Raw genomic sequence first — 26,881 nt, forward strand, 5'->3', positions numbered from 1 at the left:
GTACTGCACTCGGGAGGGTGTGGGAGAGTAGGACACCGCCGGACAATCTTCCAGTCGAGGGCCGCCCCATCCGGGTCGGCCCTCGACTGCGTAGCGTCGTTGGTGACGCAATGAGGAAGGATGTACCTGTGAGTTCAGAATCGCAGGGCGGAGATCGTCCCCGTCGCTACGAAGACCGTTCGAGCGGACGCGAGGGAGCACCGCGCCGCGACGACCGACCCCCGTACCGTGATGACCGGGGCGGCCAGCGAGGCGGGAACGCCGGCAGCGACCGCCGTGAAGGGGGCTACCGCGGCGGTGACCGCCGCGAGGGAGGCTTCCGGTCCGGTCAGCGAGGGGGCGACTTCCGTGACGGCGGCGCCCCACGCCGCGACGCCGGCGACCGCCAGGGCGGCTTCCGGGGCGACCGCGAGGGTTTCCGTGGCGGGGATCGCCGCGAGGGTGGTTTCCGTCGCGACAGTGACGAGCGCTCTGGTGGTTACCGTGGTGGGGACCGTCGTGAGGGCGGCGACCGCCAGGGTGGTTTCCGTGGCGGCGACCGCGAGGGCGGCTTCCGTGGCGGCGACCGTCGCGAGGGCGGGTTCCGTCGTGAGGGTGGTGACCGTCCGGGTGGTTTCCGTGGTGGTGACCGCGAGGGCGGTTTCCGTGGTGGGGACCGTCGTGAGGGCGGCGACCGCCAGGGCGGCTTCCGTGGCGGCGACCGCGAGGGCGGCTTCCGTGGCGGCGACCGCCGTGAGGGCGGGTTCCGTCGTGAGGGTGGTGACCGTCCGGGTGGTTTCCGGGGTGGTGACCGCGAGGGCGGTTTCCGTTCGGGTCCGCCACGTGAGGGTGGCTTCCGTCGTGACGGTGGTGACCGCGAGGGTTTCCGTGGCGGCGATCGCCGTGAGGGTGGTTTCCGTCGCGACAGTGACGAGCGCTCTGGTGGTTTCCGTGGTGGGGACCGTCGTGAGGGCGGCGACCGTCCGGGTGGTTTCCGGGGCGGCGACCGTGACGGCGGTTTCCGTGGTGGGGACCGTCGTGAGGGCGGCGACCGCCAGGGTGGTTTCCGGGGCGGCGACCGCGAGGGCGGCTTCCGTGGCGGCGACCGTCGCGAGGGCGGGTTCCGTCGTGACGGTGGTGACCGTCCAGGTGGTTTCCGGGGTGGTGACCGCGAGGGCGGTTTCCGTTCGGGTCCGCCGCGCGAGGGTGGCTTCCGTCGTGACGGTGGTGACCGTCCGGGTGGTTTCCGGGGTGGTGACCGCGAGGGTGGCTTCCGTGGTGGGGACCGTCGTGAGGGCGGCGACCGCCAGGGCGGTTTCCGGGGCGGCGACCGCGAGAGCGGTTCCCGCGGGGGTGACCGTCGTGAGGGCGGCTTCCGTTCGGGTCCGCCGCGCGAGGGTGGCTTCCGTCGTGAGGGTGGTGACCGTCCGGGTGGTTTCCGTGGTGGTGACCGCGAGGGCGGTTTCCGCGGGGGTGACCGTCGTGAGGGCGGCGACCGTGAAGGTGGCTTCCGGGGTGGTGACCGCGAGGGCGGTTTCCGTTCGGGTCCGCCGCGCGAGGGTGGCTTCCGTGGTGGGGACCGCCGTGAGGGCGGCGACCGCCAGGGCGGCTTCCGGGGCGGCGACCGCGAGGGCGGCTTCCGCGGGGGTGACCGTCGTGAGGGCGGCGACCGCCAGGGCGGCTACCGGGGTGGTGACCGCGAGGGCGGCTTCCGGGGCGGCGACAGTCAGGGTGGTTTCCGGGGCGGCAACCGTCGGGACGGTGGCTTCCGGGATGGAGAGCGCCGCGACGAGCGGCGGGAGCGTCCGGAGGCGGAGGGGGAGCGCACGGCGGCCCCCGTACTGCCCGACGAGATCGTCGCGACCGACCTCGACAAGGATGTCCGGGCCGAGCTGCTGTCGCTGGCGAAGCCGGTCGCCGAGACGGTCGCGCGGCACCTGGTGGCAACGGGTCAGCTGATCGACGAGGACCCGGCCGAGGCGCTGGCGCACGCGTTGGCGGCCCGTCGGCTGGCGTCCCGGATCTCCGCCGTCCGCGAGGCGGTGGGCCTGGCGGCGTACCACGCGGGTGAGTGGCAGACGGCGATCGCGGAGCTGCGTACGTACCACCGGATGAGCGGGTTGCAGAGCCACCTGGCGGTGCTCGCGGACTGTGAGCGGGCGCTGGGCCGGCCGGAGCGGGCGATCGACCTGTTCCGTGGCGCGGACCGGGAGAAGCTGGACCCGGCCGTCGCGACCGAGCTGCTGATCGTGGCGGCCGGGGCGCGCGGTGACCTGGGCCAGAAGGACGCTGCCGTGGCCATGCTCCAGGTCCCCGAGCTGACCAGCGAGACGGCCGAGCCGTGGACGGCCCGGCTGCGGTACGCGTACGCCGACGCGCTGCTCGCGGTCGGTCGTCGCGACGAGGCCCGTGAGTGGTTCTCCCGGGCGGCCGACGTCGACACCGAGAGCGAGACCGACGCCGCCGAGCGGCTGCTGGAGCTCGACGGGGTGGTGATCGAGGGCGACGAGGAGGACGAGGAGTCCGCCGAGGAGATCGCCTCCGGCCCCGGCGCCCCGGGTGCGGTGCCGGCCCGGCCGGACGCCGACCTCGGCGGCGACGCGGAGCCGACCGACGAGGACACCGACGGGCGGCAGGACGACTCGGAGACCGCCGACGAGCGCCGGGACGAGGTCGCGGCCACGGCGGTGCCGACGGACGACCCGGTCGACGCCAAGCCGGTCAAGCCGGTCGAGGACGAGCCGGTCGAGGACGAGGCGCCGGCGGGCGACGACACCGGGGCCGCCACCGGCGGTGGCAGCCCGGCGGTCACCGGCGAGTCGGACACCGCGCAGCGATGACGACGGGTGCCGGGGAACGGCTGGTCGACGGGTACGCCCTGGTCGTGTTCGACCTGGACGGCGTGATCTACCTGATCGACCGGCCGGTCCCCGGCGCAGTCGAGGCGGTCGGCCGGCTGCACGCCGAGGGCCGAGCGGTGGCGTACGCGACCAACAACGCCTCGCGCCGCTCCAGTGAGGTGGCCGACCTGCTCACCGGGATGGGCGTGCCCGCCCGTCCCGAGGAGGTGCTCACCTCTGCGTCAGCCGCCGCCGAGCTGCTCCGCGACCGGCTTCCCGCCGGCACCGCGGTGCTGGTCGTCGGCACCGAGGCGCTGCGGGCCGAGCTGCGTGCGGTGGGGCTGACCCCGGTGTCCCGGGCCGACGAGTCGCCGGTCGCGGTGGTGCAGGGGTTCGGTCCCCAGGTGTGCTGGGCGGATCTGGCCGAGGCGTCGGTGGCCGTACGGGGCGGCGCGACCTGGGTCGCCACCAACACCGACCCGGCCCTGCCCAGCGGGCGGGGACCGCTGCCGGGCAACGGTGCCCTGGTCGCCGTGCTGCGTACCGCGCTCGGGCGGGATCCCGACGTGGTCGTCGGCAAGCCCGAACCGGCACTGTTCACCACGGCGGCCCGCCGCGCCGGGGAGGGCCGGACGCTGCTGGTCGGCGACCGGCTGGACACCGACATCGAGGGCGCCCGGCGGGCCGGGCTGGACAGCCTGCTGGTGCTCACCGGCGTGAGCGACGCGGCCGAACTGCTCGCCGCCCCGCCCCACCGCAGGCCGACGTACGTCTCGATGGACCTGGCGGGGCTCTTCGACCCGGCGGCCGTGGTGCGGGTCCCGGGCCCGGCGGACGCCGGCGGCTGGTCGGTGCTGGCACGGGACGACACGCTGGAACTCTCCGGGTCGGGCCGTGCGCTGGACGCCCTGGCGGAGCTCTGCGCGGCCGCCTGGTCGGCACCGCCGGCGCGGATCCGTTCCGGGTCGACCGAGGCGGAGAAGGCGCTGGCCGAACTCGGCCTCGCCGGCTGACCTCCGCTCACCGGCACGCCCGGCGTCGTGAGGCTCAGAGCAGTTTGCGCAGCTTCATCAGGTCGAGCGGGTTCGCCTTGATCGACACCCGGCGGGACGTGACCGCGCGGGTGACGTCGAGTTCGCCGCGGACCAGCGCGAGCAGGTCGTCGCTGCTGGTGCTCAGCGCGATCTTGGCCTTCGGGTCGTCGCCGTCGGCCAGGTCGACCAGGCGGCCGCCGGTGAGCCGGCCGTGGAAGGCGGTCTCCAGGTCGGTGATCCGGCAGGCCAGCGTCCGGTCGAAGTCGACCTTCTCCCGCACGGTCTCCGCGTTGTGGTCCAGCCGGGCGGCCAGATCCCGCAACGCCTGCCGGCACTCGTCCACGCTGGCCACGATCGCCCCCTCACCGCTCGCCACGCCGTCCCCGGCACCGTACCGCACAGGGCGTTGCGGGGTGCCCGGTAGCGTGACACCTGCACACCCCCGCCCCGCGGAAGGAATGAGGCATGCAGGACGCGTGGCGCGCCTACCTCGAGCTGGCCATGGGCCTGACGGAGGCGCCCCGGAAGAAGGCCCAGGACGCGGTTCGCCGGCTCGTCGGCTCGGGCGGGGCGACCGCCGTCCAGTTGCAGACCCTCGCCGAGGAACTGGTCTCCACCGGCGCGGCCAACCGTGAGGCGCTGACCAAGCTGGTGCGCTTCGAGGTGGATCGGGCCCTCGGCGCGGTGGGGCTCGCCACCGCCGACGAGGTCGCCGAGCTGACCCGACGGGTGCGCGAGCTGGAGCGTCAGCTCCGCGGCGCCAAGGCGACCCCCGGTGCCCCCGCGCCCGCCGGCGTCGCCGAGCCGTCACACCCGGTGCCCGCCGGTGCCGGACCGTCGGCCGCCCCGGGCGCCGCCGAGCCGGTCGCACCCACCTCGGCGGCGCCGGTCGAGAGGCCGGCCGTCGCGAAGAAGGCGCTGGCCAAGAAGGCCGTCGCCAAGAAGGCGGTGGCGAAACGGGCGCCGTCGGCCCTCGCCCCGGCCGAGGGCGGCGAAGCGGAGCCGGTCCGGCCGGCGAAGAAGGCGCCGGCCCGTAAGCGGCCGCCGGAGGGCGGGGCGTGACCGGCCCCTTCCGCCCCGGCCCGCCGCCCGGCGCCGGCGTACGACCGGTGGCGCCGGGAGCACCGGCCCGGCCTGGGCCGCGCCCCGGTCCGCCGCCGCTGCCGGAGCCCGACGAGGACCTCGGCGAGGGCCGGCATCCCGCCGTGGACGCCGCCGTGCGGGCGATGGCCAACGCCGCGGCGCTCGCCCCGGTCGACCAGATCGCGCAGTACGAGGCGGCGTACGAGACGCTGCGGGAAACCCTCGCCACCATCGACCAGTCCTGACCGACCGGAGAAGAACCACGCATGGCACGTCGTAACCGGCTGGACGCCGAACTCGTCCGCCGCGGTCTGGCCCGGTCCCGGGAGCAGGCCGCCGCGCTGGTGGAGGCCGGCCGGGTCCAGCTGCGCGGCGTGCCGGCCCGCAAGCCCGCCGCGATGGTCGACCCCGCCGACCCGCTCCTGGTGACCGGTGAGGACCCCGGCTCGGAGTACGTCTCCCGGGGCGGGCACAAGCTGGCCGGCGCGCTGGCCGCCTTCGCCCCGGGCGGGCTGATCGTGGCCGGCCGGCGGTGCCTGGACGCGGGCGCCTCCACCGGCGGCTTCACCGACGTGCTGCTGCGCGCCGACGCGGCGGAGGTGGTCGCGGTCGACGTCGGCTACGGGCAGCTCGCCTGGCCGCTGCGCAACGATCCCCGGGTGCGGGTCTTCGAACGCACCAACGTCCGTACGCTGACACCGGAGGCCATCGACGGGCCGGTCGACCTCACGGTCGCCGACCTGTCGTTCATCTCGCTGCGGCTGGTGCTGCCGGCGCTGGCCGGCTGCACGCGGCCCGACGGTGACCTGGCGCTGATGGTGAAGCCGCAGTTCGAGGTCGGCAAGGAACGGGTCGGGGCCGGCGGGGTGGTCCGCGATCCGCTGCTGCGGGCGGAGGCCGTGCTCGACGTGGCCGCCGCGGCGGGCCGGCTCGACCTCGGCCTGGCCGACGTGGCCGCGAGCCCGCTGCCGGGGCCGAGCGGCAATGTCGAGTTCTTCGTATGGTTACGCCGGGACGCACCACCTGCCGACCCGGAGCGGGTGCGCGCGGTGGTGACCGCCGGGCCGGGTGGCCCGGTGCCGTCCGGCGACCGGCCGGACGCGGCGACGGAGGAGGTGGCCGGGTGAGCGAGCTGGCGAGCCCCACGGTCGCGGGCGGGCCACGGCGGCCCGGTGGACCAGGCATCCGGGACGGACACCCGGCGAATGGCCGCGGGGGCCGGGCGGGCACGGCGGGACGGCCGTCCCGGTGAGCCGCACCGCCCTGCTGGTGACGCACACCGGCCGTCGGCGCAGCACCGAGCACGCCCGCGCGGTCGCCGCCGACCTCATCGCGGCCGGTTTCGAGGTACGGGTCGTCGCCGAGGAGGCCGACGACCTCGACCTGCCCGGAGTGGTCCCGACGACCGGGTTGGAGGCGGCCGAGGGCGCGGAGATCGTCTTCGCGCTCGGCGGCGACGGCACCTTCCTGCGCGCGGCGGAACTGGCCCGCCCGGCGAAGGTGCCGCTGATCGGCATCAACCTCGGCAAGGTCGGCTTCCTCGCCGAGGCGGAGATCGACGACCTGGACAGCGCGGTACGCGACGTGGTCGGGCGCAACTACACCGTGGACGAGCGGCTCACCCTCGACGTGACCGCCGAGTTCGACGGCGGCCCGACCATCGAGTCCTGGGCGCTCAACGAGATCAGCGTCGAGAAGGGCGAGCGCGCCCAGATGCTGGAGCTGCTCGTCGACGTGGACGGCCGACCGCTGTCCCGGTACGGCTGCGACGGGGTGGTCTGCGCCACCCCCACCGGCTCGACGGCGTACGCGTTCTCGGGCGGCGGGCCGGTGGTCTGGCCGGAGGTGGAGGCGCTGCTGCTGGTGCCGATCAGCGCGCACGCGCTGTTCAGCCGGCCGCTGGTCACCGCGCCCACGTCCACGTTCGCCATCACCGTCGACCCGTTCACCACCCTCGCGGTGCTCTCCTGCGACGGCCGGCGGGTCTACGACCTGCCGCCCGGGGCCCGGGTCACCGTGCGGCGCGGCGCGCTGCCCGTGCGCGTCGTGCGGCTGCGGGACCGCCCGTTCACCGACCGGCTGGTGGCGAAGTTCGACCTGCCCGTGCACGGCTGGCGCGGCAACCGTCGGTGACCCCACCAGGTGGGGCCGGCGCCGACCGGCCGCACCCGGTTCGCGTCGCCGGGGGTGTCGGCGGGCGGACGCACCGGCGCGCCCACGCCGGCTGGTCAACTGTCGGGGGCCGCGTCTACTGTCGGTTGTTGTGCTGGAAGAGCTGCGCATCACCGGACTGGGCGTCATCGAGGACACCACGCTGCCGCTGACCGGCGGCATGAACGTCATCACCGGCGAGACCGGTGCGGGCAAGACCATGGTGGTCACCGGCCTCGGCCTGCTCTTCGGGGGGCGTGCCGACGCCGGGCGGGTCCGCGCCAAGCCGGGCCGGGCGGTGGTCGAGGGACGGCTGCGGCTCGACGGCCGCGTCGCCGCCACCGTGCACGCGCGGATCACCGACGCGGGCGGCGAGCCCGACGAGGACGGCTCGGTGCTGCTGAGCCGCACCGTCACGGTGGAGGGCCGCTCCCGGGCGCACCTGGGCGGGCGGAGCATGCCGGTGTCGATGCTCGGCGAGGTGGGTGAGCAGGCGGTGGCCGTGCACGGCCAGTCCGACCAGTTGCGGCTGCTGCGGCCGGCCGAGCAGCGGGCCGCGCTGGACCGGTTCGCCGGCCCCGAACACGAGAAGCTGCTCGACGCGCTGCGCGAGGCGTACGCCCGCTGGCGCGCGGTGGTCGACGACCTGACCGACCGGCGGCGCAACGCCCGCGAGCGCAACCAGGAAGCGGACCTGCTGCGGCTCGGCCTGGACGAGATCACCCGGGTCGACCCGCAGCCCGGCGAGGACGACGAGCTGAAGGCGGAGGCGCAGCGGCTGGAGCACGCCGAGGGGCTGCGTACCGCGGCGCAGGTGGCCCACCAGTGCGTGGCCGGCGGCGTGGAGGCGACCGACGAGACGCCGGACGCCGCGGCGCTGCTCGGCACCGCCCGCCGCACCCTGGAGGCGCAGGCCGGCACGGATCCGGCGCTGGGCGAGCTGGCGGGGCGGCTGGAGGAGGCGGCGACCCTCGTCACGGACGTCTCCGCCGAGCTGTCGGCCTACCTCGCCGCGCTGGACGCCGACCCGGCCCGGTTGCAGACCGTCTACGAGCGGCGGGCGGCGCTACGCGCGCTCACCCGCAAGTACGCCGACGACGTCGACGGGGTGATCGCCTGGGCCGAGCGTGCCCGCACCCGGCTGGCCGACCTGGACACCTCCGACGACCTCCTGGAAGAGCTGGACCGGGAGGCCGCCCGGCTGGCCGGCGAGGTGGCCGACCTGGCCGGCCGGGTGTCGACGTCACGGCAGGAGGCGGCGACCCGATTCGCCGCGCAGGTCACCGTCGAGCTGGCCGGGCTGGCCATGCCGCACGCCCGGATCGAGGTGGCGGTGCTGCCCCGCACGGCCGGCCGTGCCGAGCCGACCCTGCCGGTCAACGGCACCGAGGTCGGTGTCGGTCCGGACGGCGGCGACGAGGTCGAGCTGCGCCTGCTGGCCCACCCGGGCGCGCCCTCGCTGCCGTTGCAGCGCGGCGCCTCGGGCGGTGAGCTGTCCCGGGTGATGCTGGCCATCGAGGTGGTCTTCGCCGGCTCGGGCGGGCCACCCACGCTGGTCTTCGACGAGGTCGACGCCGGGGTCGGCGGCCAGGCCGCGGTGGAGATCGGCCGGCGGCTGGCGAGGCTGGCCCGCAGCCACCAGGTGCTGGTCGTCACCCACCTGCCGCAGGTGGCCGCGTTCGCCGACCGGCACCTGGTGGTGGCGAAGGACACGGGCGGGGCGGTCACCACGAGCGGGGTCCGGGTGGTGGAGGACACCGAGCGCGCCCGGGAGCTGGCCCGGATGCTCGCGGGTCTGCCCGATTCCGACCTGGGTATCGCGCACGCCGAGGAGCTTCTCGCCGTGGCGGCCCGGGAAAGGCGTCCGTGAGGTCGGCGATTGTGAGCGCAGGCACACCGGCCTGCGCGTTAGTGTGTTTCCCTGGGTAGGCGGCCCTGCTCAGGCATGTCACGACAGATCTGCCTGCCTCACATGCCAGGATGGTCACGATGCGTCTACCCACGTTGCGCCGGACCCGGAACGCGGAACCGGGCAGGATCCTCGGCACCGCGCGCCTCGACCGCCGGACAAAACGCCTGGTCGGCCGGCTCCGCCCCGGCGACATCGCGGTCATCGACCACGTCGACCTCGACCGGGTCGCCGCCGACTCGCTCGTCGCCGTCGGTGTCGGCGCCGTGCTCAACGCGAAGCCGTCGGTCTCCGGCCGCTACCCCAACCTGGGGCCGGAGGTGCTCGTCGCCGCCGGCATTCCGCTCCTCGACGACCTGGGGGAGGGGGTCTTCGAGCGGATCCGGGAGGGCGACAGCGTCCGGATCGAGGGCAACACCGTCTTCGTCGGCGACGAGCCGGTGGCGCACGGCAGCCTCCAGGACGCCGAGACGGTGGCCAAGGCGATGGCCGACGCCCGGGAGGGGCTCTCGGTCCAGTTGGAGGCGTTCGCCGCCAACACGATGGACTACCTCCGCCAGGAGCGCGACCTGCTCCTCGACGGGGTCGGCGTGCCCGACATCCAGACCGAGATGCAGGGGCGGCACTGCCTGATCGTGGTGCGCGGCTACGACTACAAGGCCGACCTCGACGTGCTGCGTCCCTACATCCGCGAGTTCAAGCCCGTCCTGATCGGCGTCGACGGCGGCGCGGACGCGCTGGTGGAGGCCGGCTACACGCCGGACATGATCATCGGCGACATGGATTCGGTCACCGACGACGTGCTGCGCTGCGGCGCCGAGGTGATCGTGCACGCCTACCCGGACGGCCGGGCGCCCGGCCTGGCCCGGGTCAACGGCCTCGGCGTACCGGCGGTGACCTTCCCCGCGGCGGCGACCAGCGAGGACCTGGCCATGCTGCTGGCCGACGAGAAGGGCGCCTCGCTGCTGGTCGCCGTCGGCACCCACGCCACGCTGGTCGAGTTCCTCGACAAGGGCCGCGGCGGGATGGCCTCCACGTTCCTGACCCGGCTCAAGGTCGGCGGCAAGCTGGTCGACGCCAAGGGCGTGAGCCGGCTCTACCGGCAGAGCATCTCCGGGTCGTCACTGCTGCTGCTGGTGCTCTCCGCGATCGCGGCGATGGCCTCGGCCGTGGCGGTCTCCACCGTCGGCAAGGCGTATTTGGGTGTGGTCTCCGAGTGGTGGAACAATTTCGTGTTCCAGCTTGAACAGCTTTTCTAGCGTCCGACCGATCAAGAGGCTGCAGGCGTGATCAATTTCCGGTACCACGTGGTGTCCCTGACCGCGGTCTTCCTCGCGTTGGCGATCGGTCTGGTGGTCGGCACCGCCGCCCTGAACGGCCCGGTGGCCGACTCGCTCAAGGAGAACGTCAACGCGCTGCGCAAGGACAACCAGCAGATGCGCCAGGCGGTCCAGAGCATGGAGAAGGAACTGGAGCTCGAGGAGGACTTCGCGGCCCAGATCGCCGAGGTCGTCCTGCCGGGCACCCTGACCGGCAAGCGGATCGTGGTGGTCAGCCTGCCCACCGGGCGCGACCACACCGAGGGTGTGATCAAGATGCTCCAGCTCGCCGGGGCCCAGGTGAGCCGCGTCGACCTGCAGGACAAGTTCATCAACCCGGACAACAACAACAACCTGCTGGAGCTCGCGGTCACCGCCGCGCGTCCCACCAGCGCGCCGACCGCCGACCTGCCGAGCAACAGCAACGGGGTCGAGACGTCCAGCGCGCTGCTGGCCAGCGTCCTGCTCGACCGGGCGCCCGGCGCCACCCCGGTCAGCGAGGCCGACCGGCGGGCGGTGCTCGCCGCCTACACCAACGCCAACTACCTCACCACCCAGGACCGGGTCACCACGTCGGCGGAGGCCGTCGTCGTGGTCAGCGGGCAGCCGTACGTGGACAAGGACTCGGCGAAGAAGGACGAGTCGGTGCTCAAGGTCGCCGAGCAGTTCGACCGGGCCGGCACGATCGTCGTCGGCGGCAACGGGTCGGCCGGCGGCAACCTGGTGGCCGCCGTCCGCAGCGACCCCGTGCTGGTGCAGAGCATCTCCACCGTCGACAACGCCAACACCGTCCAGGGTCAGCTCGTCACCGCCCTCGCGTTGGTGGAGCAGGTCACCGGGAAGAAGGCCGGGCAGTACGGCATCGCCGACAACGCGACCCTGCTGCCTAGACTGCCCCAGTGATGCGACGACGTACCCCGATGTCCGGATTCCGCTTCGCCGACGCGCGGCGGGAGGTAGGCGCATGAGTCTGCTCGGTCGACTGCTGATCGCCGGCGCGGGCGCCGCTGCCGCCCGGTACGCGCTGCGTGAGGTGCGCACCTCACCGGCCGGGCCCGCGCTCGACCGGACCAACTTCCGTGGCCGCACGGTGACCCTGGCCGCCGGCCCCGCCCTCGCGGCCGGTGCCGCCGCGGCGGGTGCGTTCGGCGCCTCCAGCGGCCCCTCCGGCGCCGCGGCCCTGGTCGCCGGGGTGGGTGCCGGGGCGGTCGGGCTCTACGACGACGTGGTCGGCGCACGGCCGGAGCAGAAGGCGGCCAAGGGCTTCGCCGGGCACCTGGCCGCGCTGCGCGAGGGCCGGGTCACCGCCGGGCTGGTCAAGGTCGTCGGGGTCGGTGCCGCCGGCCTCGGTGCCGCCGCGCTGCTCGCCGCCGACCCCCGGGTCGCCGGGCACCGGCGCCGCCAGCGACAGGGCCCGCTGGGCCGGGGCGTCGACGTGCTGCTCGGCGCCGGTGTCGTCGCCGGCACCGCGAACCTGCTCAACCTGCTCGACCTGCGTCCCGGCCGGGCGCTGAAGTCCGGCCTGCTGCTCGGCGCCCCACTGACCGGGGGCCCGCACGGCGGGATCGCCGCCGGTGCCGTCGGCGCCGCCGCCGGGCTGCTCCCCGCCGACCTCGGCGAGGACGTGATGCTCGGCGACAGCGGCGCGAACGCGCTCGGTGCGCTGCTCGGCGTGGCGCTGGCCGCGCGTACCGGGCCGGTCGGGCGGGCCGGGCTGCTCGCCGTACTCGCCGGCCTCACCGCGGCCAGCGAGAAGGTCAGCTTCACGCAGGTCATCCAGCGCACCCCGGGGCTGCGCGAGCTCGACGCACTGGGCCGTCGCGCCGACTGACGTGACGACACCGGCACCCCTCGCCGGCGCCGGCCGTGTCGCCGGAGCGGCCGCGCTCATCGCCGTACTCACCGTGGTCAGCCGGCTCGCCGGCTTCGGCCGCACCGCCGTCTTCACCTGGGTCGTGGAGAAGAGCGACCTGGGCGGCATGTACGTGATCGCCAACACCGTGCCGAACATCATCTTCGAGATCGTGGCCGGTGGGGCGCTCGCGAGCCTGGTCGTACCGCTGCTGGCGGGGGCGGTCGCGGCAGGTGACCGGCGTGCGGTGGCCGCCACCACGGGGGCACTGCTCACCTGGACGGCCACCCTGCTGGTGCCGCTGGCCGTCCTGGTCGCGGTGGCGGCCGGCCCGATCGTGTCGCTGATCAGCGAGGGGCGCTCGGAGGCGGAGCTGGCGGCCGGCGCGCGGATGCTGCGTGTCTTCGCTCCGCAGTTGCCGCTCTACGGCATCGGCATCGTGCTGACCGGCGTGCTCCAGGCGCACCGCCGGTTCGCCTGGCCGGTGATCGCGCCGCTGCTGTCCAGCCTCACCGTGATCGTGGTCTACCTCGTCTTCGGCGGCGCCGAGGGGCGTGGCGTGAGCGTGGCGCAGGTGAGCCTCGGCGGGGAGCTGATCCTGTCCGCCGGCACCACGCTGGGCGTGGTGGTGCTGTCGCTGTCGCTGCTGTTCCCGCTGCGCCGGTTGGGCCTGCGGCTTCGCCCCGGCTACGCGTTCCCGCCCGACGCGCGGGCGCGGGTGGGCGGGCTGGCGATGGCCGGCGCGGTCACCGTCACCGCGCAGCAGCTCGCACTGCTGGTGCTGATCAACCGGGTCTCCGGCGGCCCGACGGGCTCGCCGCAGGTGTTCAACCTGGCCCAGACCATGTACCTCCTGCCGTGGGCGGTGCTGGCGGTGCCGCTGGCGGTGGCGGCGTACCCGACGCTGGCGACCGCCGCCGCCGCGGGGCGGGACGAGGACTACCGGGGCACGCTCGCCTCGACCGTACGCGGGGTGCTGCTGTTCAGCTGCCTCGGCGCGGCGGCACTGGTCGGCACGGCCGCTCCGGTCGCCGCGTTCTTCTACCCGGACGACCCGGCCTCCACCGCCGCGGGGATCGTCGGCTTCGCTCCCGGGCTGCTCGGCTACGGTCTCTTCGCGGTGCTCTCCCGCGCCCTGTACGCCCGCGGGGACACCCGCCCCGCCACCGTCGCGATCACCGCCGGCTGGCTGGCCGTGCCGGTGGCGGCCATGCCGCTGACGGCCCTCCTGCCGGTGGCGGACCGGGTGCTCGCGGTGGCCCTCGCCAACTCGGTCGGGATGGTGCTGCTCGGCGGGCTGCTGCTCGTCGCCGTACGGCGCGCGGCCGGGCGTCCCGCCCTCGCCGGCGCGGCCCGGGCCGGTGCCGCGGGACTGCTCGCCGGCGTCCTGGCCGCGCTCGCCGGAACGTCCGTCGCCCGCTTGCTGGACACGGCCACCGGCGGCACCCCGACGACACCCGGCGCACTCGTGCAGGGCATGCTGTCCGGAGTCGTGGTCGGTGTCGTGTTCCTCGCCGTCGTCTGGCTGGTCGACCGGCGGGACGTGACGCCGCTGCTCGCCGGGGTGTTGCGGCGACTGGGCAGGGCGGGCCGGCGCGGGCCGGCGACCCCCGCCGAAGGGACGGGCGGGGGCGACATCCCCCCGGAACGGGGTGGCGGGAAGGAGACGGTGTCCCGGTGAGCGGGTGCAGGACGGGTGACCGGCCGACGGCGACCGACGGGCGGGGGTGGTCGTGGTGACGGCACCGGTTCCCGGCTGGCACGGCACGGTGGCCCTGCTGCTCGCCTCCAGCACCGGCGGCGTCGGGCAGCACGTCCGCTCGCTGGCCCGGGGCCTGACCGCCGAGGGTGTCCGCGTGCTGGTCTGCGGGCCCGCCGCGACGCAGGAGCAGTTCGACTTCACCGGCGTCGGCGCCCGCTTCCTGCCGGTGGAGATCCCGGCCAGCCCGACCCCGGCCGACGCCCGCGCGGTCAGCGCGCTGCGCCGGGCGCTCGCCGCCGAACCGGTCGACGTGCTGCACGCCCACGGCCTGCGCGCCGGGCTGGTCGCCGTGCTCGCCCGCCCGGCGGCCCCGCTCGTGGTCACCTGGCACAACGCGGTACTCGCGGGCGGCCTGCGTGGCGGCGTGTCCCGCCTCGTCGAGCGGGTCGTCGCCCGGGGCGCCCGGGTGGCGCTCGGCGCCTCCGCCGACCTGGTCGAGCGGGCCGCCGCACTGGGCGCGGCGGACGCCCGACTCGCGCCGGTCGCCGCGCCGGCACTGCCCGCACCGCGCCGCCGCCGGGCCGCCGTCCGCGCCGAGTTCGGCGTCGCGGCGGAGCAACCGCTGATCCTGTCCGTCGGCCGGCTGCACCCCCAGAAGCGGTACGACGTGCTCATCGACGCCGCTGCCCGCTGGCGTACGCGGACACCGGCGCCGGCCGTGGTGATCGCCGGCAGCGGCCCCGCCTACCTGCCGCTGGCGGCCCGGATCTCCGCCGCCCGGGCCCCGGTGACCCTGCTCGGGCACCGCACCGACGTGGCCGACCTGCTCGCCGGGGCCGACCTGGCGGTGGTGACCAGCGACTGGGAGGCCCGTCAGCTCTTCGCACAGGAGGCGATGCGGGCCGGCGTACCGCTGGTGACGACCGGCGTCGGCGGCCTGCCGGAGCTGGTCGGCGACGCCGCGGTGCTGGTGCCGCCGGGGGACGTGGACGCCGTCGACGAGGCCGTGCGCGCCCTGCTCGACGACGACGTCGAGCGGGCCGGGCTGGCGCGGCGTGGCGCCGAGCGGGCCGCCACCTGGCCCACCGAGGCCGACACCCTCGCCCAACTGGCGGCGCTCTACGCCGAACTGGCCCCGGACGGCGCCGGACCGGCGGCTCCCGGCGCCGACGCCCCGTCGACGGGACGCCGGTGATGCGGCGCAGAATCGCCCCTGTCCTGCTGACCCTGGTCGTGGTGGCGTTGGGTATCACCGCGCTGACCGCCCGCCCCGGACGGGAGGCGCCCGGGCGTACCGCCGACTTCGTGGTGCTGGTCGGGGTGGCCGGGCTGCGCTGGGAGGACGTCGACCCGCAGACCACGCCGACGTTGTGGCGGATGGCCCAGGACGGCTCGATCGGCTCCCTGTCGGTCCGTTCCGCACACCGGCCGACCTGCCCGGTGGACGGCTGGCTCACCCTCGGCGCCGGCAGCTACGCCGCCTGGAACGGCAGCCGGCAGGCCGGAGCCTGCCCACCGGCCCAGGTGACGGTGGAACAGCCCGACGGCATCGGCGCGAACCTGCCCGACCAGGAGAGCGTCGTCGTACACAACCAGGAACGGCTGCCCTGGGGCGCGATGCCCGGCGCGCTGCCGGAGTCGGTGCGCTGCTCGGTGGCGGTCGGACCCGGCGCGGCCGTGGCCGCCGCCCGGCCGTTCGGCCGCGTCGACCGGTACGCGCCGACGCTTCCCGCGGACCCGGCGGGCCTGCTCGGCTCCTGCGTGCTGAGCATCGTCGACCTCGGCACGATCTCCGGCGAGGACCCGGCGGCCCGGGCCTCGGCCGCGCGCGAGGCGGACACCCGCCTGGCCCGGGTGCTGGCCGCCCGGCCGCCCCGCTCGCTGGTGCTCGTCGCCGGGGTGTCCGACACCGACGTACCGTCCCGGTTGCACGTCGCCGTCGCCGACGGGCCGGGCTGGGAACACGGGTGGCTCACCTCGGCCAGCACCGGTCGGGAGGGCTACCTGCAACTCGTCGACCTCGCGCCGACCGCGCTCACCGCGCTGGGCCGGCCCATGCCGGAGCGGCTCTTCCTCGGGCGGCCGGCCGAGTCGGTCGGCGGGCGGCCGGCGGATCTCGCCGCCGCGATCGCCGAACCCGCCGACGCCGACCGGGAGGCGGCCGCCCAACGCCGGGTGGCCGACTGGTTCTTCACCCTGCTGGCCGGCGCCCAGGTGCTGCTGGCCGTGGCGGTGCTGCCGCTGCTGCGCCGGGCCCGCCGGCACGCCGGCCCGTACGGCCCGGAGCCGGTGTCGCGGCGGGTGGTGGCGGTCGTGGAACTGCTGCTGGTCGCGGCGGCCCTCGCCGTCCCCGCCGCCCTGCTCGCCGACGCCGTGCCGTGGTGGCGCGGGGAGCACGCCGGCGTGTACTTCGCCGGGGTGACCGTGCTGCTGCTGATCGCCGCGACCGCCGTGGTCCGGCTCATGCCGGGGTACGCGGGCACCCTCGGCCCGCTCGGTGCGGTGGCCGGCCTGACCACGCTGACCGTGGGGCTGGACGTGCTCACCGGCGCCCGCCTCCAGCTCAACGGGGTGGTCGGCTACTCCGCCCTCGAGGGCGGCCGGTACGCCGGGCTGGGCACCGTCGGGCTCGGCGTGTTCCTGGCCGGCGCGCTGCTGAGCGCCGGATGGCTGGCCCAGCGGGTCCGCCGGTCCTGGCGGCCACCCGTGATGGTGGCCGTCGGCGGCGTCGCCGTGCTGGTCGTGGGCAGCGCCTACCTGGGATCCGATCCGATCGGCGCGATCGCGCTGACCGCCGGGCTGAGCGTCGCCGCGGCGATCAGTGCCGGTGGTTGGCTGACGATCAGCCGGCTGGCCTGGGCCACCATGGCCGGGCTCGCGTTGACCATCGGCTTCGCGGTGCTCGACCTGCGTCGGCCGGCCGCCGAGCGGGGCAGCCTGGGCCGGTTCCTGGCCGCCGTCGGCGACGGCACGGGCGGGCTCACCGTGCACCGTTCCAGTACGGCGAACTTCGAGACCCTGGTCAACAGCCCGCTGACCGTGCTGGCCCTGGCCGGTGCCCTGCTGGTCTGGTTCGCCCTGCTCCAGCCGTGGGGCGGGCTGAAGCGGCTGTTCGGCATCTACCCGGCGATGCGGGCGGCGATGGCCGGCACCGCCGTCGCCGCCGTGATCGGCGGGGTGCTGGCCGGCGACGCCCTGGACGTCGCCGGCGCGGCCGCCGCCCTGGTGGTGCCGATGGCGGCGCTGGCCGCGCTGCGGGTGCTCGACCACTCCACGGACCGCACGCTGCCCGACCCGGCCCGGCAGCGCGACGAGGGGCCCGGCGGGACGGGCGACGGATCGGACGACGACTCCGGCGGAGGGCCGGACGACGACGGACCGGACCGGCCGGCACCGGACGGCGCGGGGGTGGACGCCGCCCGTACGCCGGATCCGGCGGTGGAACCGGCCGCCGCGACGACGCCCCCGTCCCCCCGAGCCCCGGGCCGTGGGAACGGGACGGACGGGCCGCCGGCCGGGACCGACGCCGGGGAGCGCGCGGCGGCCGGCCGGTCATCGACCGAGGCCACAGCCTCCTGAGCCGGGGCGGGACACTCCGCCGCCCGGTCCGGGTGCGCCCGGCGGGTGGGCCGGGAGAGGTGTTACCGTGGAATCCCGTGGATCGCGTGATCACTTTGCTGATCGGCACGGCGGTCTGCACGACCGCGACGGACGACACGGGAGCAGGCCTTGGCCCCTTCAGCACGGACGACCAGGCACATTTTCGTCACCGGGGGAGTCGCCTCCTCGCTGGGTAAGGGCCTCACCGCCTCCAGCCTCGGCAACCTGCTCACCGCGCGCGGCCTGCGCGTGGTGATGCAGAAGCTCGACCCCTACCTCAACGTCGACCCGGGGACGATGAACCCGTTCCAGCACGGCGAGGTCTTCGTGACCGAGGACGGTGCCGAGACCGACCTCGACGTCGGGCACTACGAGCGGTTCCTGGACCGGGCGCTCTCCGGCAAGGCGAACGTCACCACCGGCCAGATCTACTCGGAGGTGATCGCCAAGGAGCGGCGCGGCGAGTACCTGGGCGACACGGTCCAGGTCATCCCGCACATCACCAACGAGATCAAGTCGCGGATCCTGGCGATGGCCGACCCGGACGACGACGGCCAGGTGCCGGACGTCGTGATCACCGAGGTCGGCGGCACCGTCGGCGACATCGAGTCGCTGCCGTTCCTGGAGTCGATCCGCCAGGTCCGCCACGACCTGGGCCGGGACAACTGCTTCTACCTGCACGTCTCGCTGGTGCCGTACCTGGCGCCGTCGGGCGAGCTGAAGACGAAGCCGACCCAGCATTCGGTGGCCCAGCTGCGCAACATCGGCATCCAGCCGGACGCGATCGTGCTGCGCTGCGACCGGGAGATCCCGGAGAAGCTCAAGGAGAAGCTGTCGCTCTACTGCGACGTGGACCGGGAGGCGGTCGTCGCGGCCCCGGACGCGCCGAGCATCTACGACATCCCGAAGGTGCTGCACCGCGAGGGCCTCGACGCGTACGTGGTGCGCCGGCTCGGCCTCTCCTTCCGCGACGTCGACTGGGCCAGCTGGGACGACCTGCTGGACCGGGTGCACCAGCCCCGGCACACCGTCACCGTCGCCGTGGTCGGCAAGTACGTCGACCTGCCCGACGCGTACCTGTCGGTGAGCGAGGCGATCCGGGCCGCCGGCTTCGGCCACCGTGCCCGGGTGCAGCTGCGCTGGGTGCCCAGCGACGAGTGCGTCACCCCGTCCGGCGCGGCGGCCGCCCTGGCCGGCGTGGACGGCGTCGTCATCCCGGGCGGCTTCGGGGTGCGCGGCATCGAGGGCAAGATCGGCACCGCCCGGTACGCCCGGGAGAACGGCATCCCGCTGCTCGGCCTCTGCCTCGGCCTGCAGTGCATGACCATCGACGTGGCCCGGCACCTGGCCGGCCTGGAGGGCGCCAACTCGCTGGAGTTCGACGAGGAGGCCGCGCACCCGGTCATCGCCACCATGGCCGACCAGGAGGACATCGTCGCCGGTAAGGGCGACCTGGGCGGCACCATGCGGCTCGGCGCGTACCCGGCGGCGCTCGCCGAGGGCTCGCTGGTCGCCGAGGCGTACGGCAGCACCGAGGTCAGCGAGCGGCACCGGCACCGGTACGAGGTGAACAACGCGTACCGCGACGCGCTGACCAAGGCGGGCCTGCGCATCTCCGGCACCTCGCCGGACGGGCGGCTGGTCGAGTTCATCGAGCTGGACCGAAGCCTGCACCCGTTCTTCGTCGCCACCCAGGCGCACCCGGAGCTGAAGAGCCGGCCGACCCGGCCGCACCCCCTGTTCGCCTCCTTCGTGAAGGCGGCGGTGGCCTACTCGGAGGCAGACCAGCTCCCGGTCGACCTGGACGCGGCCGAGACCGCGGCGGCGAAGAAGAAGGCCGCCCGCAACGGCAGCGCCGCCGCGAAGGCGACGTCGGCCTCGTGAGCGGGCGCAGCGAGCGAACCACCGGGCAGAGCGGCGTCGCGCCTCGCGATACTGGCGCGCGGAGCGGGGCAGCGGCGTGAGCGCCGTCGAGCACCGCTACGAGGTGCGGTCCCGCACCCAGCGCTACCAGGGTCGGATCTTCGACGTGGTCAGCGAGGAGGTGACCATGCCGGGCGGCGGGACGGGGGTCCGTGACTTCGTCCGGCACGTCGGCGCGGTCGCCGTGGTGGCGCTCGACTCGGCCGGTCAGGTGGTGCTGATCCGCCAGTACCGGCACCCGGTCGGGCGGCACCTGTGGGAGCTGCCCGCCGGGCTCACCGACGTCTCCGGCGAGGACCTGGCCGCCGCCGCGGTCCGGGAGCTGGCCGAGGAGGTCGACCTGACCGCCGGGCGCGTCGACGTCCTGGTGGACCTGCACAGCTCGCCGGGCTTCACCAACGAGTTGGTCCGGGTGTTCCTGGCCCGGGACCTGGCGGACGTGCCGGCGGATCGCCGGCACGAGCGTCGCGACGAGGAGGCCGACCTCCAGGTCGTCCGCATCGACCTGGACGAGGCGGTCGGCATGGTCCTCGCGGGCGAGATCACCAACGCCTCCTGCGTGGCCGGGCTGCTCGCCGCCGCCCGGGCCCGCGACACCGGCTGGTCGGCGCTGCGCCGGGCCGACGCGCCGCTGCCGCGCTGAGCGAGCCGTCGGCGAGCGCCGGGCCGTGCCTGGGCAGCCAGCCGGCGGGGGTACGACGGAAGGGGCCGTGCGGTTCACCGCACGGCCCCTTGTCCTCGGTTGTCGGTGTCAGTCGCGCAGCGGGCGTCCCTGCGCGTCGGTGCCGCCGTTGACCAGGATCAGGATGCCGTCGATGAGACCCCAGAGGCCGCCGGCGCCGCAGGTCACCAGGCTCACCACGAGCTGGAGGACAGCGATCTTGGTGTGGCCCGTGTAGAACCGGCCGGCACCGAAGGTGCCGAGCAGGATACCGAGGAGACCTGCAACGATCTTGCTCTTGTCGGAAACGCCCGTCGGGTAGCCGGGCTGGTAAGGAGGTGTGGTCATGAGGCGACACCCTAGTGATCCACCGATCTCCTGTCCGCAGCGGTACCCGAAGAGTGGAACGATAATGGATGAACACTGTCCTGACGGCTGAGTCGATGCCCCACCGGCGGCCCGGTTGACACCTGACACATCGTCAGCGTGTGCGGGCACCGGGTGTCACTGTGCAGCCACACCGGGGGCGCCGACGCGCCTAGACTGCCGCCGGCGGGACCGGTGGACCGCGACGGCAAAGGGGCCGCCGTGGCACCGCGCAGTCGGGGGAGCGCAGCCCCGAAGAGAGGTGTCTGCATCGTGAAGGTCGGAATCCCCCGCGAGGTCAAGAACCACGAGTACCGCGTGGCGATCACGCCGGCGGGCGTCAACGAGTTCGTCCGCAGTGGTCACCAGGTCTTCGTCGAGTCCGGCGCCGGGGTCGGGTCCAGCATCAGCGACGACGAGTTCGCCGCCGCCGGGGCCAGGGTCCTGCCCACCGCCGACGAGGTGTGGGAAACCGCCGAACTGGTACTCAAGGTCAAGGAGCCGATCGCCGAGGAGTACCACCGGATGCGCGAGGGGCAGGTGCTCTTCACCTACCTGCACCTGGCCGCCTCGAAGGTGTGCACCGACGCGCTGATCGACCGCAAGGTCACCGGCATCGCGTACGAGACCGTCGAGCTGCCCGACCGGTCGCTGCCGCTGCTCGCCCCGATGTCCGAGGTGGCCGGTCGGCTCGCCCCGCAGGTGGGCGCCTACCACCTCCAGCGGCAGGGCGGCGGGCGCGGCATCCTGATGGGCGGCGTCTCCGGTGTGTACGCCGCGAAGACCGTGGTCATCGGCGCGGGCGTCTCCGGCATGAACGCCGCCGCGATCGCGCTCGGCCTCCAGGCCGAGGTGCTGCTGCTGGACAAGAACGTGGCCCGACTGCGCCAGGCCGACGCCATCTACCGTGGCCACCTGCAGACGGTGGCCTCCAACGCGTACGAGATCGAGCGGGCCGTGCTGGACGCGGACCTGGTCATCGGCGCGGTGCTGGTGCCCGGCGCGAAGGCCCCGACGCTGATCTCCAACGAGATGGTGTCCCGGATGAAGCCGGGCAGCGTGCTGGTCGACATCTCCATCGACCAGGGCGGCTGCTTCGAGGACTCGCGTCCCACCACGCACGCCGAGCCGACCTACCAGGTGCACGACTCGATCTTCTACTGCGTGGCGAACATGCCGGGCGCGGTGCCGCACACCAGCACCTACGCGCTGACCAACGTCACGCTGCCGTACGCGCTGGAACTGGCCAACCACGGCTGGCGCGAGGCGCTGCGTCGCGACCCGGCGCTGGCGCTGGGCCTGAACACCCACGACGGCCAGGTCACCTACGGCCCGGTCGCGGAGGCGCACGGCATGGCGACCCTCGCGCTGGCCGACGCGCTGGCCTGAGGGGTGGCGGACTGACCGGCACGTCGGACGGGGCCGGCGCGGGCACGGGGCCCCCGCCGGCCCTGCGCCGTGCCGTGCGCGGCTACCTCGACCACCTCACCGTCGAACGGGGACTGTCGGCGAACACGCTCTCGTCGTACCGGCGGGACCTGGAGCGCTACCTGGACACCCTGGTGGCGGCCGGCGTGCCGGACCTGGCCTCCGTCGGCCCCGGGCAGGTCGAGGCGCACCTGGCCCGGCTGCGCGCCGGTGACGAGGAACACCCGCCGCTCGCGGTCTCCTCCGCGGCGCGGGCGGCCAGCGCGGTCCGCGGCCTGCACCGGTTCGCGCTGCGCGAGGGGCTGGCCGGCGCCGACCCGAGCCGGGACGTCCGCCCGCCCACGCCGCCGCGCCGGCTGCCCCGCGCACTGCCGGTCGACGACGTGGTGCGGCTGCTGGAGACCGCCGGCGCGGTGACCGCCGCCGGCGAGGGGGCGCCGCTCGCGCTGCGCGACCGGGCACTGCTGGAGTTCCTGTACGGCACCGGGGCGCGGATCTCCGAGGCGGTCGGCGCCGCCGTGGACGACCTGGACGTCGACGAGGGCACGGTGCTGCTGCGCGGCAAGGGCGGCCGCACCCGGCTGGTCCCGATCGGGGGGTACGCGGTCGAGGCGGTGCGGGCCTGGCTGGTCCGGGCCCGGCCCGGGCTGGCCGCCGCCGGCCGGGGCACCCCGGCGGTCTTCCTCAACGCCCGCGGCGGAGCGCTGTCCCGGCAGGGCGCCTGGACCATCCTGCGTCGCGCCGCCGAGCGGGCCGGGCTGCCGGTGGACGGGTCGGAGGCGGTCTCCCCGCACACCCTGCGCCACTCGTACGCCACCCACCTGCTCGACGGCGGCGCGGACGTGCGGGTGGTGCAGGAACTGCTGGGCCACGCCTCGGTGACCACCACCCAGGTCTACACCCTGGTCACGGTCGAGCGGCTACGCGAGGTGTACGCCACCGCCCACCCCCGGGCGCGCGGCTGACCACTGTGCGGTCTGTCGGAGTGGCCACCGTATGGTCTGTCGGGGTTTGCGGTCGGCGGCACCGCCGGGCCGACCGCTCGTCGGTCTGTCGGGGGTGGCCCGGTCGGGTCCGGCAGGGGAGTGGCCGGCGGTCGGCAGGGGCGGCGGACGGGTGCCCGGGGCGGTCCGCGGTCGGCGTCACCGGCGGCTGGCCTGCTCGGCGGGGGCGGCGACACGCCGAGCGGGTGCGACCGGGGCGTCGGCCGGTGGCGTACAGTCGGCATCGGCGCGGACCTCCTGGGGCGATGGTGATGCAGACCGGGGTGCGCAGCGGCGCCGCGAGGGACGTCGGACGGCTCCGACGCCGGGTGGTCGTCGGGAGGGGGCAACGAGCACATGGCGGGCAACGGTGACCGTGCCGAGACCTGGACGTCGGAGCTCCGCGAGCAGCAGGCCACGCTCGGGGCGGATCTCGGTCCGGCAGATCCGGCGGCATACACGATGCGCAAGCCGATCCCCGAGCCGATGCCGACGGACCGGCACGGCCCGGCCCGGATCATCGCGATGGCCAACCAGAAGGGCGGCGTGGGGAAGACCACGACGACCATCAACCTGGGCGCCGCGCTGGCCGAGTACGGCCGCAAGGTGCTGCTGGTCGACTTCGACCCGCAGGGCGCCCTCTCGGTCGGGCTGGGAGTCAACCCGCACAACCTCGACCTGTCGGTCTACAACCTGCTCATGCAGGACGACGTCACCGCCGAGGACGTCCTCATCAAGACCGACGTGGCGGGGCTGCACCTGCTGCCGGCCAACATCGACCTCTCCGCGGCCGAGATCCAGCTGGTCAACGAGGTCGCCCGGGAGATGGCCCTGGCCCGGGTGCTCCGGTCGGTCCGCAAGGAGTACGACTACATCCTGATCGACTGCCAGCCCTCGCTGGGCCTGCTGGCGATCAACGCGTTGACTGTGGCGCACGGCGTGCTCATCCCGCTGGAGTGCGAGTTCTTCAGTTTGCGCGGTGTGGCCCTGCTGCTGGACACGATCGACAAGGTGCGCGAGCGGCTCAACTTCGACCTGGAACTCGAGGGCATCCTCGCCACCATGTACGACAGCCGCACCACCCACTGCCGGCAGGTGCTCCAGCGGGTGGTGGAGGCGTTCGGCGACAAGGTCTACCAGACAGTCATCACCAAGACCGTCAAGTTCCCCGAGTCCACCGTCGCCGGGGCCCCGATCACCACACTCGACCCGGCCTCGTCGGGTGCCCGCAACTACCGTCAACTGGCCCGCGAGGTGATCGCCGCCCAGGCCGAGCGGTAGGCCGGGATGCACCTTCGCGCCGTGCCGCCCGGGGCGTGGACTACGGTCTTCCGGTGACCGCGCCACCCCTCGACCCTCCGACGACGCCGGAGCAGCCGCCCGCGCAGGCCGCCGAAGCCGCCGCCGAGGTGCCGACGGACCGGGCGGGCGTCCCCGCGGCGACGGAGGAGAGCGGCGGCTTCACCGTCCGGCTGGCGAACTTCACCGGCCCGTTCGACCTGCTGCTCCAGTTGATCGGCAAGCACAAGCTCGACGTCACCGAGGTGGCGCTGCACCGGGTCACCGACGAGTTCATCGCCTACATCCGCGCGATGGGCGACCAGTGGGACCTGGACGAGGCCAGCGAGTTCCTGCTCATCGCCGCGACCCTGCTCGACCTGAAGGCCGCCCGGCTGCTTCCCGCCGCCGAGGTCGAGGACGAGGAGGACCTCGCCCTGTTGGAGGCGCGGGACCTGCTTTTCGCCCGGCTGTTGCAGTACAAGGCGTACAAGGAGGCGGCGGCGCACATCGCCGCGCTGGAGGAGGTCGGCGGCCGGCGCTACCCCCGCGCGGTCACCCTGGAGCCCCGGTACGCCGAGGCGCTGCCCGACCTGGTGCTCGGCATCGGCCCCGAGCGGCTGCTGAAGCTGGCGATCAGAGCGATGACGCCGAAGCCGGTGCCCGAGGTGTCCATCGCCCACGTGCACATGGTGCGGGTCAGCGTCCGGGAGCACGCGGCCATCCTCACCGAGCGGCTGCGTCGCGTCGGCACGGCCACCTTCTCGCTGCTCTGCGCCGACTGCGAGGCCACCCTGGAGGTGGTGGCCCGGTTCCTGGCCCTGCTGGAGCTCTACCGGGAGGGCCTGGTCGCCTTCGTCCAGGAGCAGGCCCTGGAGGAGTTGACCGTACGCTGGACGGGCCCCGCCGACGGCGGCCCCGACCTGCACATCGACGAGTACGCCGGCACCCCGCCCGAGCCCGCCCCGGCAACATCCGAGCCTGCCTCGGTACCGCCTGAGCCCGCCGGGGCGCAGCCGGGTGCGGTGACGGGGGATACCGGGGCGCCGGCGGGTGCGGCGACGGACGAGCGCGGGGCGGCGACGACGGAGGAGCGAGCGGGATGAGCAGCGACGAGCGTCGGGACTCCCTGGCCGACCAGGCCGCTGCCTGGGTGCCACCCTGGCAACGCCCCACGACCCCCTCCGCCACCCCCGACACGGGAGATCTTGGTAGCTCCGCGCCCCCAGAAGGGCCAGAACCTACCAAGATCGGCGGAGATTCCGACACCACGCGTGGGATGGATACCGGCTCGGGAGAGCCCGGCGAGTCGGAGAAGCCGGAGACACGGGGACAGCCGGAGAAGCCGGGCCGTGTGCAGGGGGCCGCAGGGGAGAGCGGGACTGGGGGCGTACCGGCGGGGAAGGGGTCGGCGGGGCGGCGGCGGGCGGTGCCCGCGCCGGCGCCGGCGCCGGAGCTCGACGACGCGGAGCTGCGCGGGGCGTTGGAGGCGATCCTGCTGGTGGTGGACGAGCCGGTCAGCGAGCTGGTCCTCGCCCAGGTGCTGGAGCAGCCCGCCGAGCGGATCGGGCCGATGCTGGACGAGATCGCCGCGGGCTACACGGCTGCCGGGCACGGCTTCGAGCTGCGCCGGGCGGCGGGTGGCTGGCGTCTCTACACCCGGCCGGAATACGCCACCTACGTGGAACGGTTCGTACTGGACGGGCAGTCGGTCCGGCTGACCCAGGCCGCGCTGGAGACACTGGCCGTGGTCGCCTACAAGCAGCCCGTCACCCGCTCGCGGATCTCCGCCATCCGGGGTGTCAACTGCGACGGGGTGATCCGTACCCTGGTCTCCCGCGGGTTGGTCGAGGAGTGCGGCACCGAACCGGACAGCGGGGCGTTCCTCTACCGGACCACCACGTTGTTCCTGGAGAAGCTCGGGCTGAACAGCGTCGACGACCTCCCGCCGCTGGCCCCGTTCCTTCCCGACGACGTAGAAGAGCTTGCCGATGCCACGCGATGACCGCACGCCCCGCCCCGACGCGCCCGTCTTCGAGGGGGCCGAGCGCCTGCAGAAGGTGCTGGCCGCCGCCGGCGTGGGCTCCCGGCGCGCCTGCGAGGACCTGATCTTCCGCCGCCGGGTCACCGTCGACGGCCGGGTCGCCCAGCTCGGCGACAAGGTCGACCCCGCCACCGCCGTGATCCACGTCGACGGCGAACGCCTCGTCGGCGACACCCGACTGGTGTACCTGGCCATGAACAAGCCCCGCGGGGTCGTCTCCACGATGGCCGACGAGAAGGGGCGTACGGCGCTCGCCGACTTCCTCGGCAACCGGGTGGAGCAGCGGGTCTACCACGTGGGGCGGCTCGACGCCGACAGCGAGGGCCTGCTGCTCCTCACCAACGACGGCACCCTCGCGCACAGGCTGATGCACCCGTCGTACGGGGTGCAGAAGACGTACCTGTGCGAGGTGTCCGGGCCGATCCCGCGTAACCTCGGCAAGCGGCTGATGGCCGGCGTGGAGCTGGAGGACGGGCCGGCGCAGGTCGACTCCTTCCGGGTGGTGGACACGCTGGGGCGGAGCGCCCAGGTGGAGTTGAGCCTGCACGAGGGGCGTAAGCACATCGTCCGCCGGCTGCTCGGCGAGGTGGGCCACCCGGTGAGTCGGCTGGTGCGTACCGCGATCGGGCCGATCCGGCTGGGCGACCTGCGCGCGGGGCGGACGCGGCGGCTGACCAACGCGGAGGTCGCCGCCCTGTTCAAGGCCGTGGGTGACTGACCCCCGGGTTC

Annotated in this window: 24 protein-coding genes; 21 read left to right on the forward strand and 3 right to left on the reverse strand. The window is 74.6% G+C overall.

Features of this window, described 5'->3' with window-relative positions; translation table 11 throughout:
- Positions 1 to 134: 134 nt before the first annotated feature.
- The gene (locus AB0D32_RS30285; protein ID WP_357097616.1) at positions 135 to 1,916 is read right to left on the reverse strand and encodes a hypothetical protein; all 1,782 of its coding nucleotides are present in this window, start codon (positions 1,914 to 1,916) and stop codon (positions 135 to 137) included.
- Between AB0D32_RS30285 and AB0D32_RS30290 the strand changes: the two genes are divergently transcribed.
- Positions 1,881 to 2,819 (forward strand): tetratricopeptide repeat protein, encoded by a 939-nt coding sequence (locus tag AB0D32_RS30290; protein WP_357097603.1) that lies wholly within the window; start codon positions 1,881 to 1,883, stop codon positions 2,817 to 2,819. The genes AB0D32_RS30285 and AB0D32_RS30290 overlap by 36 nt on opposite strands.
- A complete protein-coding gene (locus AB0D32_RS30295; protein ID WP_357097534.1) occupies positions 2,816 to 3,832 on the forward strand; it encodes an HAD-IIA family hydrolase in 1,017 nt (338 codons plus the stop codon). The genes AB0D32_RS30290 and AB0D32_RS30295 overlap by 4 nt, the downstream gene beginning before the upstream one ends.
- 34 nt (positions 3,833 to 3,866) lie before the next feature.
- Here the strand turns inward: AB0D32_RS30295 and AB0D32_RS30300 are convergent, their stop codons facing one another.
- The gene (locus tag AB0D32_RS30300) at positions 3,867 to 4,205 is read right to left on the reverse strand and encodes an SCP2 sterol-binding domain-containing protein (RefSeq protein WP_357097605.1); all 339 of its coding nucleotides are present in this window, start codon (positions 4,203 to 4,205) and stop codon (positions 3,867 to 3,869) included.
- Positions 4,206 to 4,318: 113 nt separating this feature from the next.
- Between AB0D32_RS30300 and AB0D32_RS30305 the strand changes: the two genes are divergently transcribed.
- The 13 genes from AB0D32_RS30305 (at position 4,319) to AB0D32_RS30365 (ending at position 20,035) form a co-directional block, all read left to right on the forward strand.
- Positions 4,319 to 4,915 (forward strand): hypothetical protein, encoded by a 597-nt coding sequence (locus AB0D32_RS30305; protein WP_357097536.1) that lies wholly within the window; start codon positions 4,319 to 4,321, stop codon positions 4,913 to 4,915.
- On the forward strand, positions 4,912 to 5,181 hold the full coding sequence (locus tag AB0D32_RS30310; protein WP_357097538.1) for a hypothetical protein: 270 nt from the start codon (positions 4,912 to 4,914) through the stop codon (positions 5,179 to 5,181). Before AB0D32_RS30305 ends, AB0D32_RS30310 begins: the two co-directional genes overlap by 4 nt.
- Before the next feature lie 21 nt (positions 5,182 to 5,202).
- Positions 5,203 to 6,063 (forward strand): TlyA family RNA methyltransferase, encoded by an 861-nt coding sequence (locus AB0D32_RS30315; protein WP_357097540.1) that lies wholly within the window; start codon positions 5,203 to 5,205, stop codon positions 6,061 to 6,063.
- Between the two features lie 121 nt (positions 6,064 to 6,184).
- Entirely contained in the window at positions 6,185 to 7,069 is an 885-nt protein-coding gene (locus tag AB0D32_RS30320) for an NAD kinase (protein ID WP_357097542.1), read from the forward strand.
- A gap of 130 nt (positions 7,070 to 7,199) precedes the next feature.
- Positions 7,200 to 8,957 carry a DNA repair protein RecN gene (recN, locus tag AB0D32_RS30325; protein WP_357097544.1) on the forward strand — a complete coding sequence of 586 codons (1,758 nt, stop codon included), beginning with the start codon at positions 7,200 to 7,202 and terminating at the stop codon, positions 8,955 to 8,957.
- Between the two features lie 119 nt (positions 8,958 to 9,076).
- Entirely contained in the window at positions 9,077 to 10,255 is a 1,179-nt protein-coding gene (steA, locus tag AB0D32_RS30330) for a putative cytokinetic ring protein SteA (RefSeq protein ID WP_357097546.1), read from the forward strand.
- 27 nt (positions 10,256 to 10,282) lie between these two features.
- Complete coding sequence (locus tag AB0D32_RS30335) at positions 10,283 to 11,218, forward strand: copper transporter (RefSeq protein WP_357097548.1); 936 nt, start codon at positions 10,283 to 10,285, stop codon at positions 11,216 to 11,218.
- A gap of 61 nt (positions 11,219 to 11,279) precedes the next feature.
- Complete coding sequence (locus tag AB0D32_RS30340; RefSeq protein ID WP_357097550.1) at positions 11,280 to 12,146, forward strand: hypothetical protein; 867 nt, start codon at positions 11,280 to 11,282, stop codon at positions 12,144 to 12,146.
- Between the two features lies 1 nt (position 12,147).
- Complete coding sequence (locus AB0D32_RS30345) at positions 12,148 to 13,848, forward strand: lipid II flippase MurJ (RefSeq protein WP_357097552.1); 1,701 nt, start codon at positions 12,148 to 12,150, stop codon at positions 13,846 to 13,848.
- 55 nt (positions 13,849 to 13,903) lie between these two features.
- On the forward strand, positions 13,904 to 15,064 hold the full coding sequence (locus AB0D32_RS30350; protein WP_357097554.1) for a glycosyltransferase family 4 protein: 1,161 nt from the start codon (positions 13,904 to 13,906) through the stop codon (positions 15,062 to 15,064).
- Positions 15,064 to 17,448, forward strand: a complete 2,385-nt coding sequence (locus AB0D32_RS30355) for a hypothetical protein (RefSeq protein ID WP_357097556.1) — start codon at positions 15,064 to 15,066, stop codon at positions 17,446 to 17,448. Before AB0D32_RS30350 ends, AB0D32_RS30355 begins: the two co-directional genes overlap by 1 nt.
- A 150-nt stretch (positions 17,449 to 17,598) precedes the next feature.
- On the forward strand, positions 17,599 to 19,353 hold the full coding sequence (locus tag AB0D32_RS30360; RefSeq protein ID WP_357097558.1) for a CTP synthase: 1,755 nt from the start codon (positions 17,599 to 17,601) through the stop codon (positions 19,351 to 19,353).
- A gap of 76 nt (positions 19,354 to 19,429) precedes the next feature.
- Positions 19,430 to 20,035: an NUDIX hydrolase gene (locus AB0D32_RS30365; RefSeq protein ID WP_357097560.1), complete on the forward strand. Its 606-nt coding sequence runs from the start codon at positions 19,430 to 19,432 to the stop codon at positions 20,033 to 20,035.
- Between the two features lie 108 nt (positions 20,036 to 20,143).
- Here the strand turns inward: AB0D32_RS30365 and AB0D32_RS30370 are convergent, their stop codons facing one another.
- Positions 20,144 to 20,467 carry a TM2 domain-containing protein gene (locus tag AB0D32_RS30370; RefSeq protein ID WP_357097607.1) on the reverse strand — a complete coding sequence of 108 codons (324 nt, stop codon included), beginning with the start codon at positions 20,465 to 20,467 and terminating at the stop codon, positions 20,144 to 20,146.
- Positions 20,468 to 20,692: 225 nt separating this feature from the next.
- Here AB0D32_RS30370 and ald point away from each other — a divergent pair, with 225 nt between their 5' ends.
- The 6 genes from ald (at position 20,693) to AB0D32_RS30400 (ending at position 26,870) form a co-directional block, all read left to right on the forward strand.
- On the forward strand, positions 20,693 to 21,808 hold the full coding sequence (gene ald, locus AB0D32_RS30375; RefSeq protein WP_357097562.1) for an alanine dehydrogenase: 1,116 nt from the start codon (positions 20,693 to 20,695) through the stop codon (positions 21,806 to 21,808).
- An 11-nt stretch (positions 21,809 to 21,819) separates the two neighbouring features.
- A complete protein-coding gene (locus tag AB0D32_RS30380; protein WP_357097609.1) occupies positions 21,820 to 22,812 on the forward strand; it encodes a site-specific tyrosine recombinase XerD in 993 nt (330 codons plus the stop codon).
- Positions 22,813 to 23,187: 375 nt separating this feature from the next.
- Complete coding sequence (locus tag AB0D32_RS30385; RefSeq protein ID WP_121397670.1) at positions 23,188 to 24,111, forward strand: AAA family ATPase; 924 nt, start codon at positions 23,188 to 23,190, stop codon at positions 24,109 to 24,111.
- A gap of 35 nt (positions 24,112 to 24,146) precedes the next feature.
- On the forward strand, positions 24,147 to 25,214 hold the full coding sequence (locus tag AB0D32_RS30390) for a ScpA family protein (RefSeq protein ID WP_357097565.1): 1,068 nt from the start codon (positions 24,147 to 24,149) through the stop codon (positions 25,212 to 25,214).
- Positions 25,211 to 26,113: an SMC-Scp complex subunit ScpB gene (scpB, locus tag AB0D32_RS30395; RefSeq protein WP_357097567.1), complete on the forward strand. Its 903-nt coding sequence runs from the start codon at positions 25,211 to 25,213 to the stop codon at positions 26,111 to 26,113. Before AB0D32_RS30390 ends, scpB begins: the two co-directional genes overlap by 4 nt.
- Positions 26,100 to 26,870: a pseudouridine synthase gene (locus tag AB0D32_RS30400; RefSeq protein ID WP_357097569.1), complete on the forward strand. Its 771-nt coding sequence runs from the start codon at positions 26,100 to 26,102 to the stop codon at positions 26,868 to 26,870. Before scpB ends, AB0D32_RS30400 begins: the two co-directional genes overlap by 14 nt.
- Positions 26,871 to 26,881 lie beyond the last annotated feature (11 nt).

It is taken from the genome of Micromonospora sp. NPDC048170 (assembly GCF_040652795.1).
Lineage (GTDB): Bacteria > Actinomycetota > Actinomycetes > Mycobacteriales > Micromonosporaceae > Micromonospora.

What these genes read in the sequence shown, in the direction of transcription:
- AB0D32_RS30355 (WP_357097556.1), top strand. Translation starts at nt 15,064, where the DNA reads ATGCGGCGCAGAATCGCCCCTGTCCTGCTGACCCTGGTCGTGGTGGCG.
- AB0D32_RS30315 (WP_357097540.1), top strand. Translation starts at nt 5,203, where the DNA reads ATGGCACGTCGTAACCGGCTGGACGCCGAACTCGTCCGCCGCGGTCTG.
- AB0D32_RS30340 (WP_357097550.1), top strand. Translation starts at nt 11,280, where the DNA reads ATGAGTCTGCTCGGTCGACTGCTGATCGCCGGCGCGGGCGCCGCTGCC.
- steA (WP_357097546.1), top strand. Translation starts at nt 9,077, where the DNA reads ATGCGTCTACCCACGTTGCGCCGGACCCGGAACGCGGAACCGGGCAGG.
- AB0D32_RS30400 (WP_357097569.1), top strand. Translation starts at nt 26,100, where the DNA reads ATGCCACGCGATGACCGCACGCCCCGCCCCGACGCGCCCGTCTTCGAG.
- AB0D32_RS30295 (WP_357097534.1), top strand. Translation starts at nt 2,816, where the DNA reads ATGACGACGGGTGCCGGGGAACGGCTGGTCGACGGGTACGCCCTGGTC.
- scpB (WP_357097567.1), top strand. Translation starts at nt 25,211, where the DNA reads ATGAGCAGCGACGAGCGTCGGGACTCCCTGGCCGACCAGGCCGCTGCC.
- AB0D32_RS30305 (WP_357097536.1), top strand. Translation starts at nt 4,319, where the DNA reads ATGCAGGACGCGTGGCGCGCCTACCTCGAGCTGGCCATGGGCCTGACG.
- AB0D32_RS30385 (WP_121397670.1), top strand. Translation starts at nt 23,188, where the DNA reads ATGGCGGGCAACGGTGACCGTGCCGAGACCTGGACGTCGGAGCTCCGC.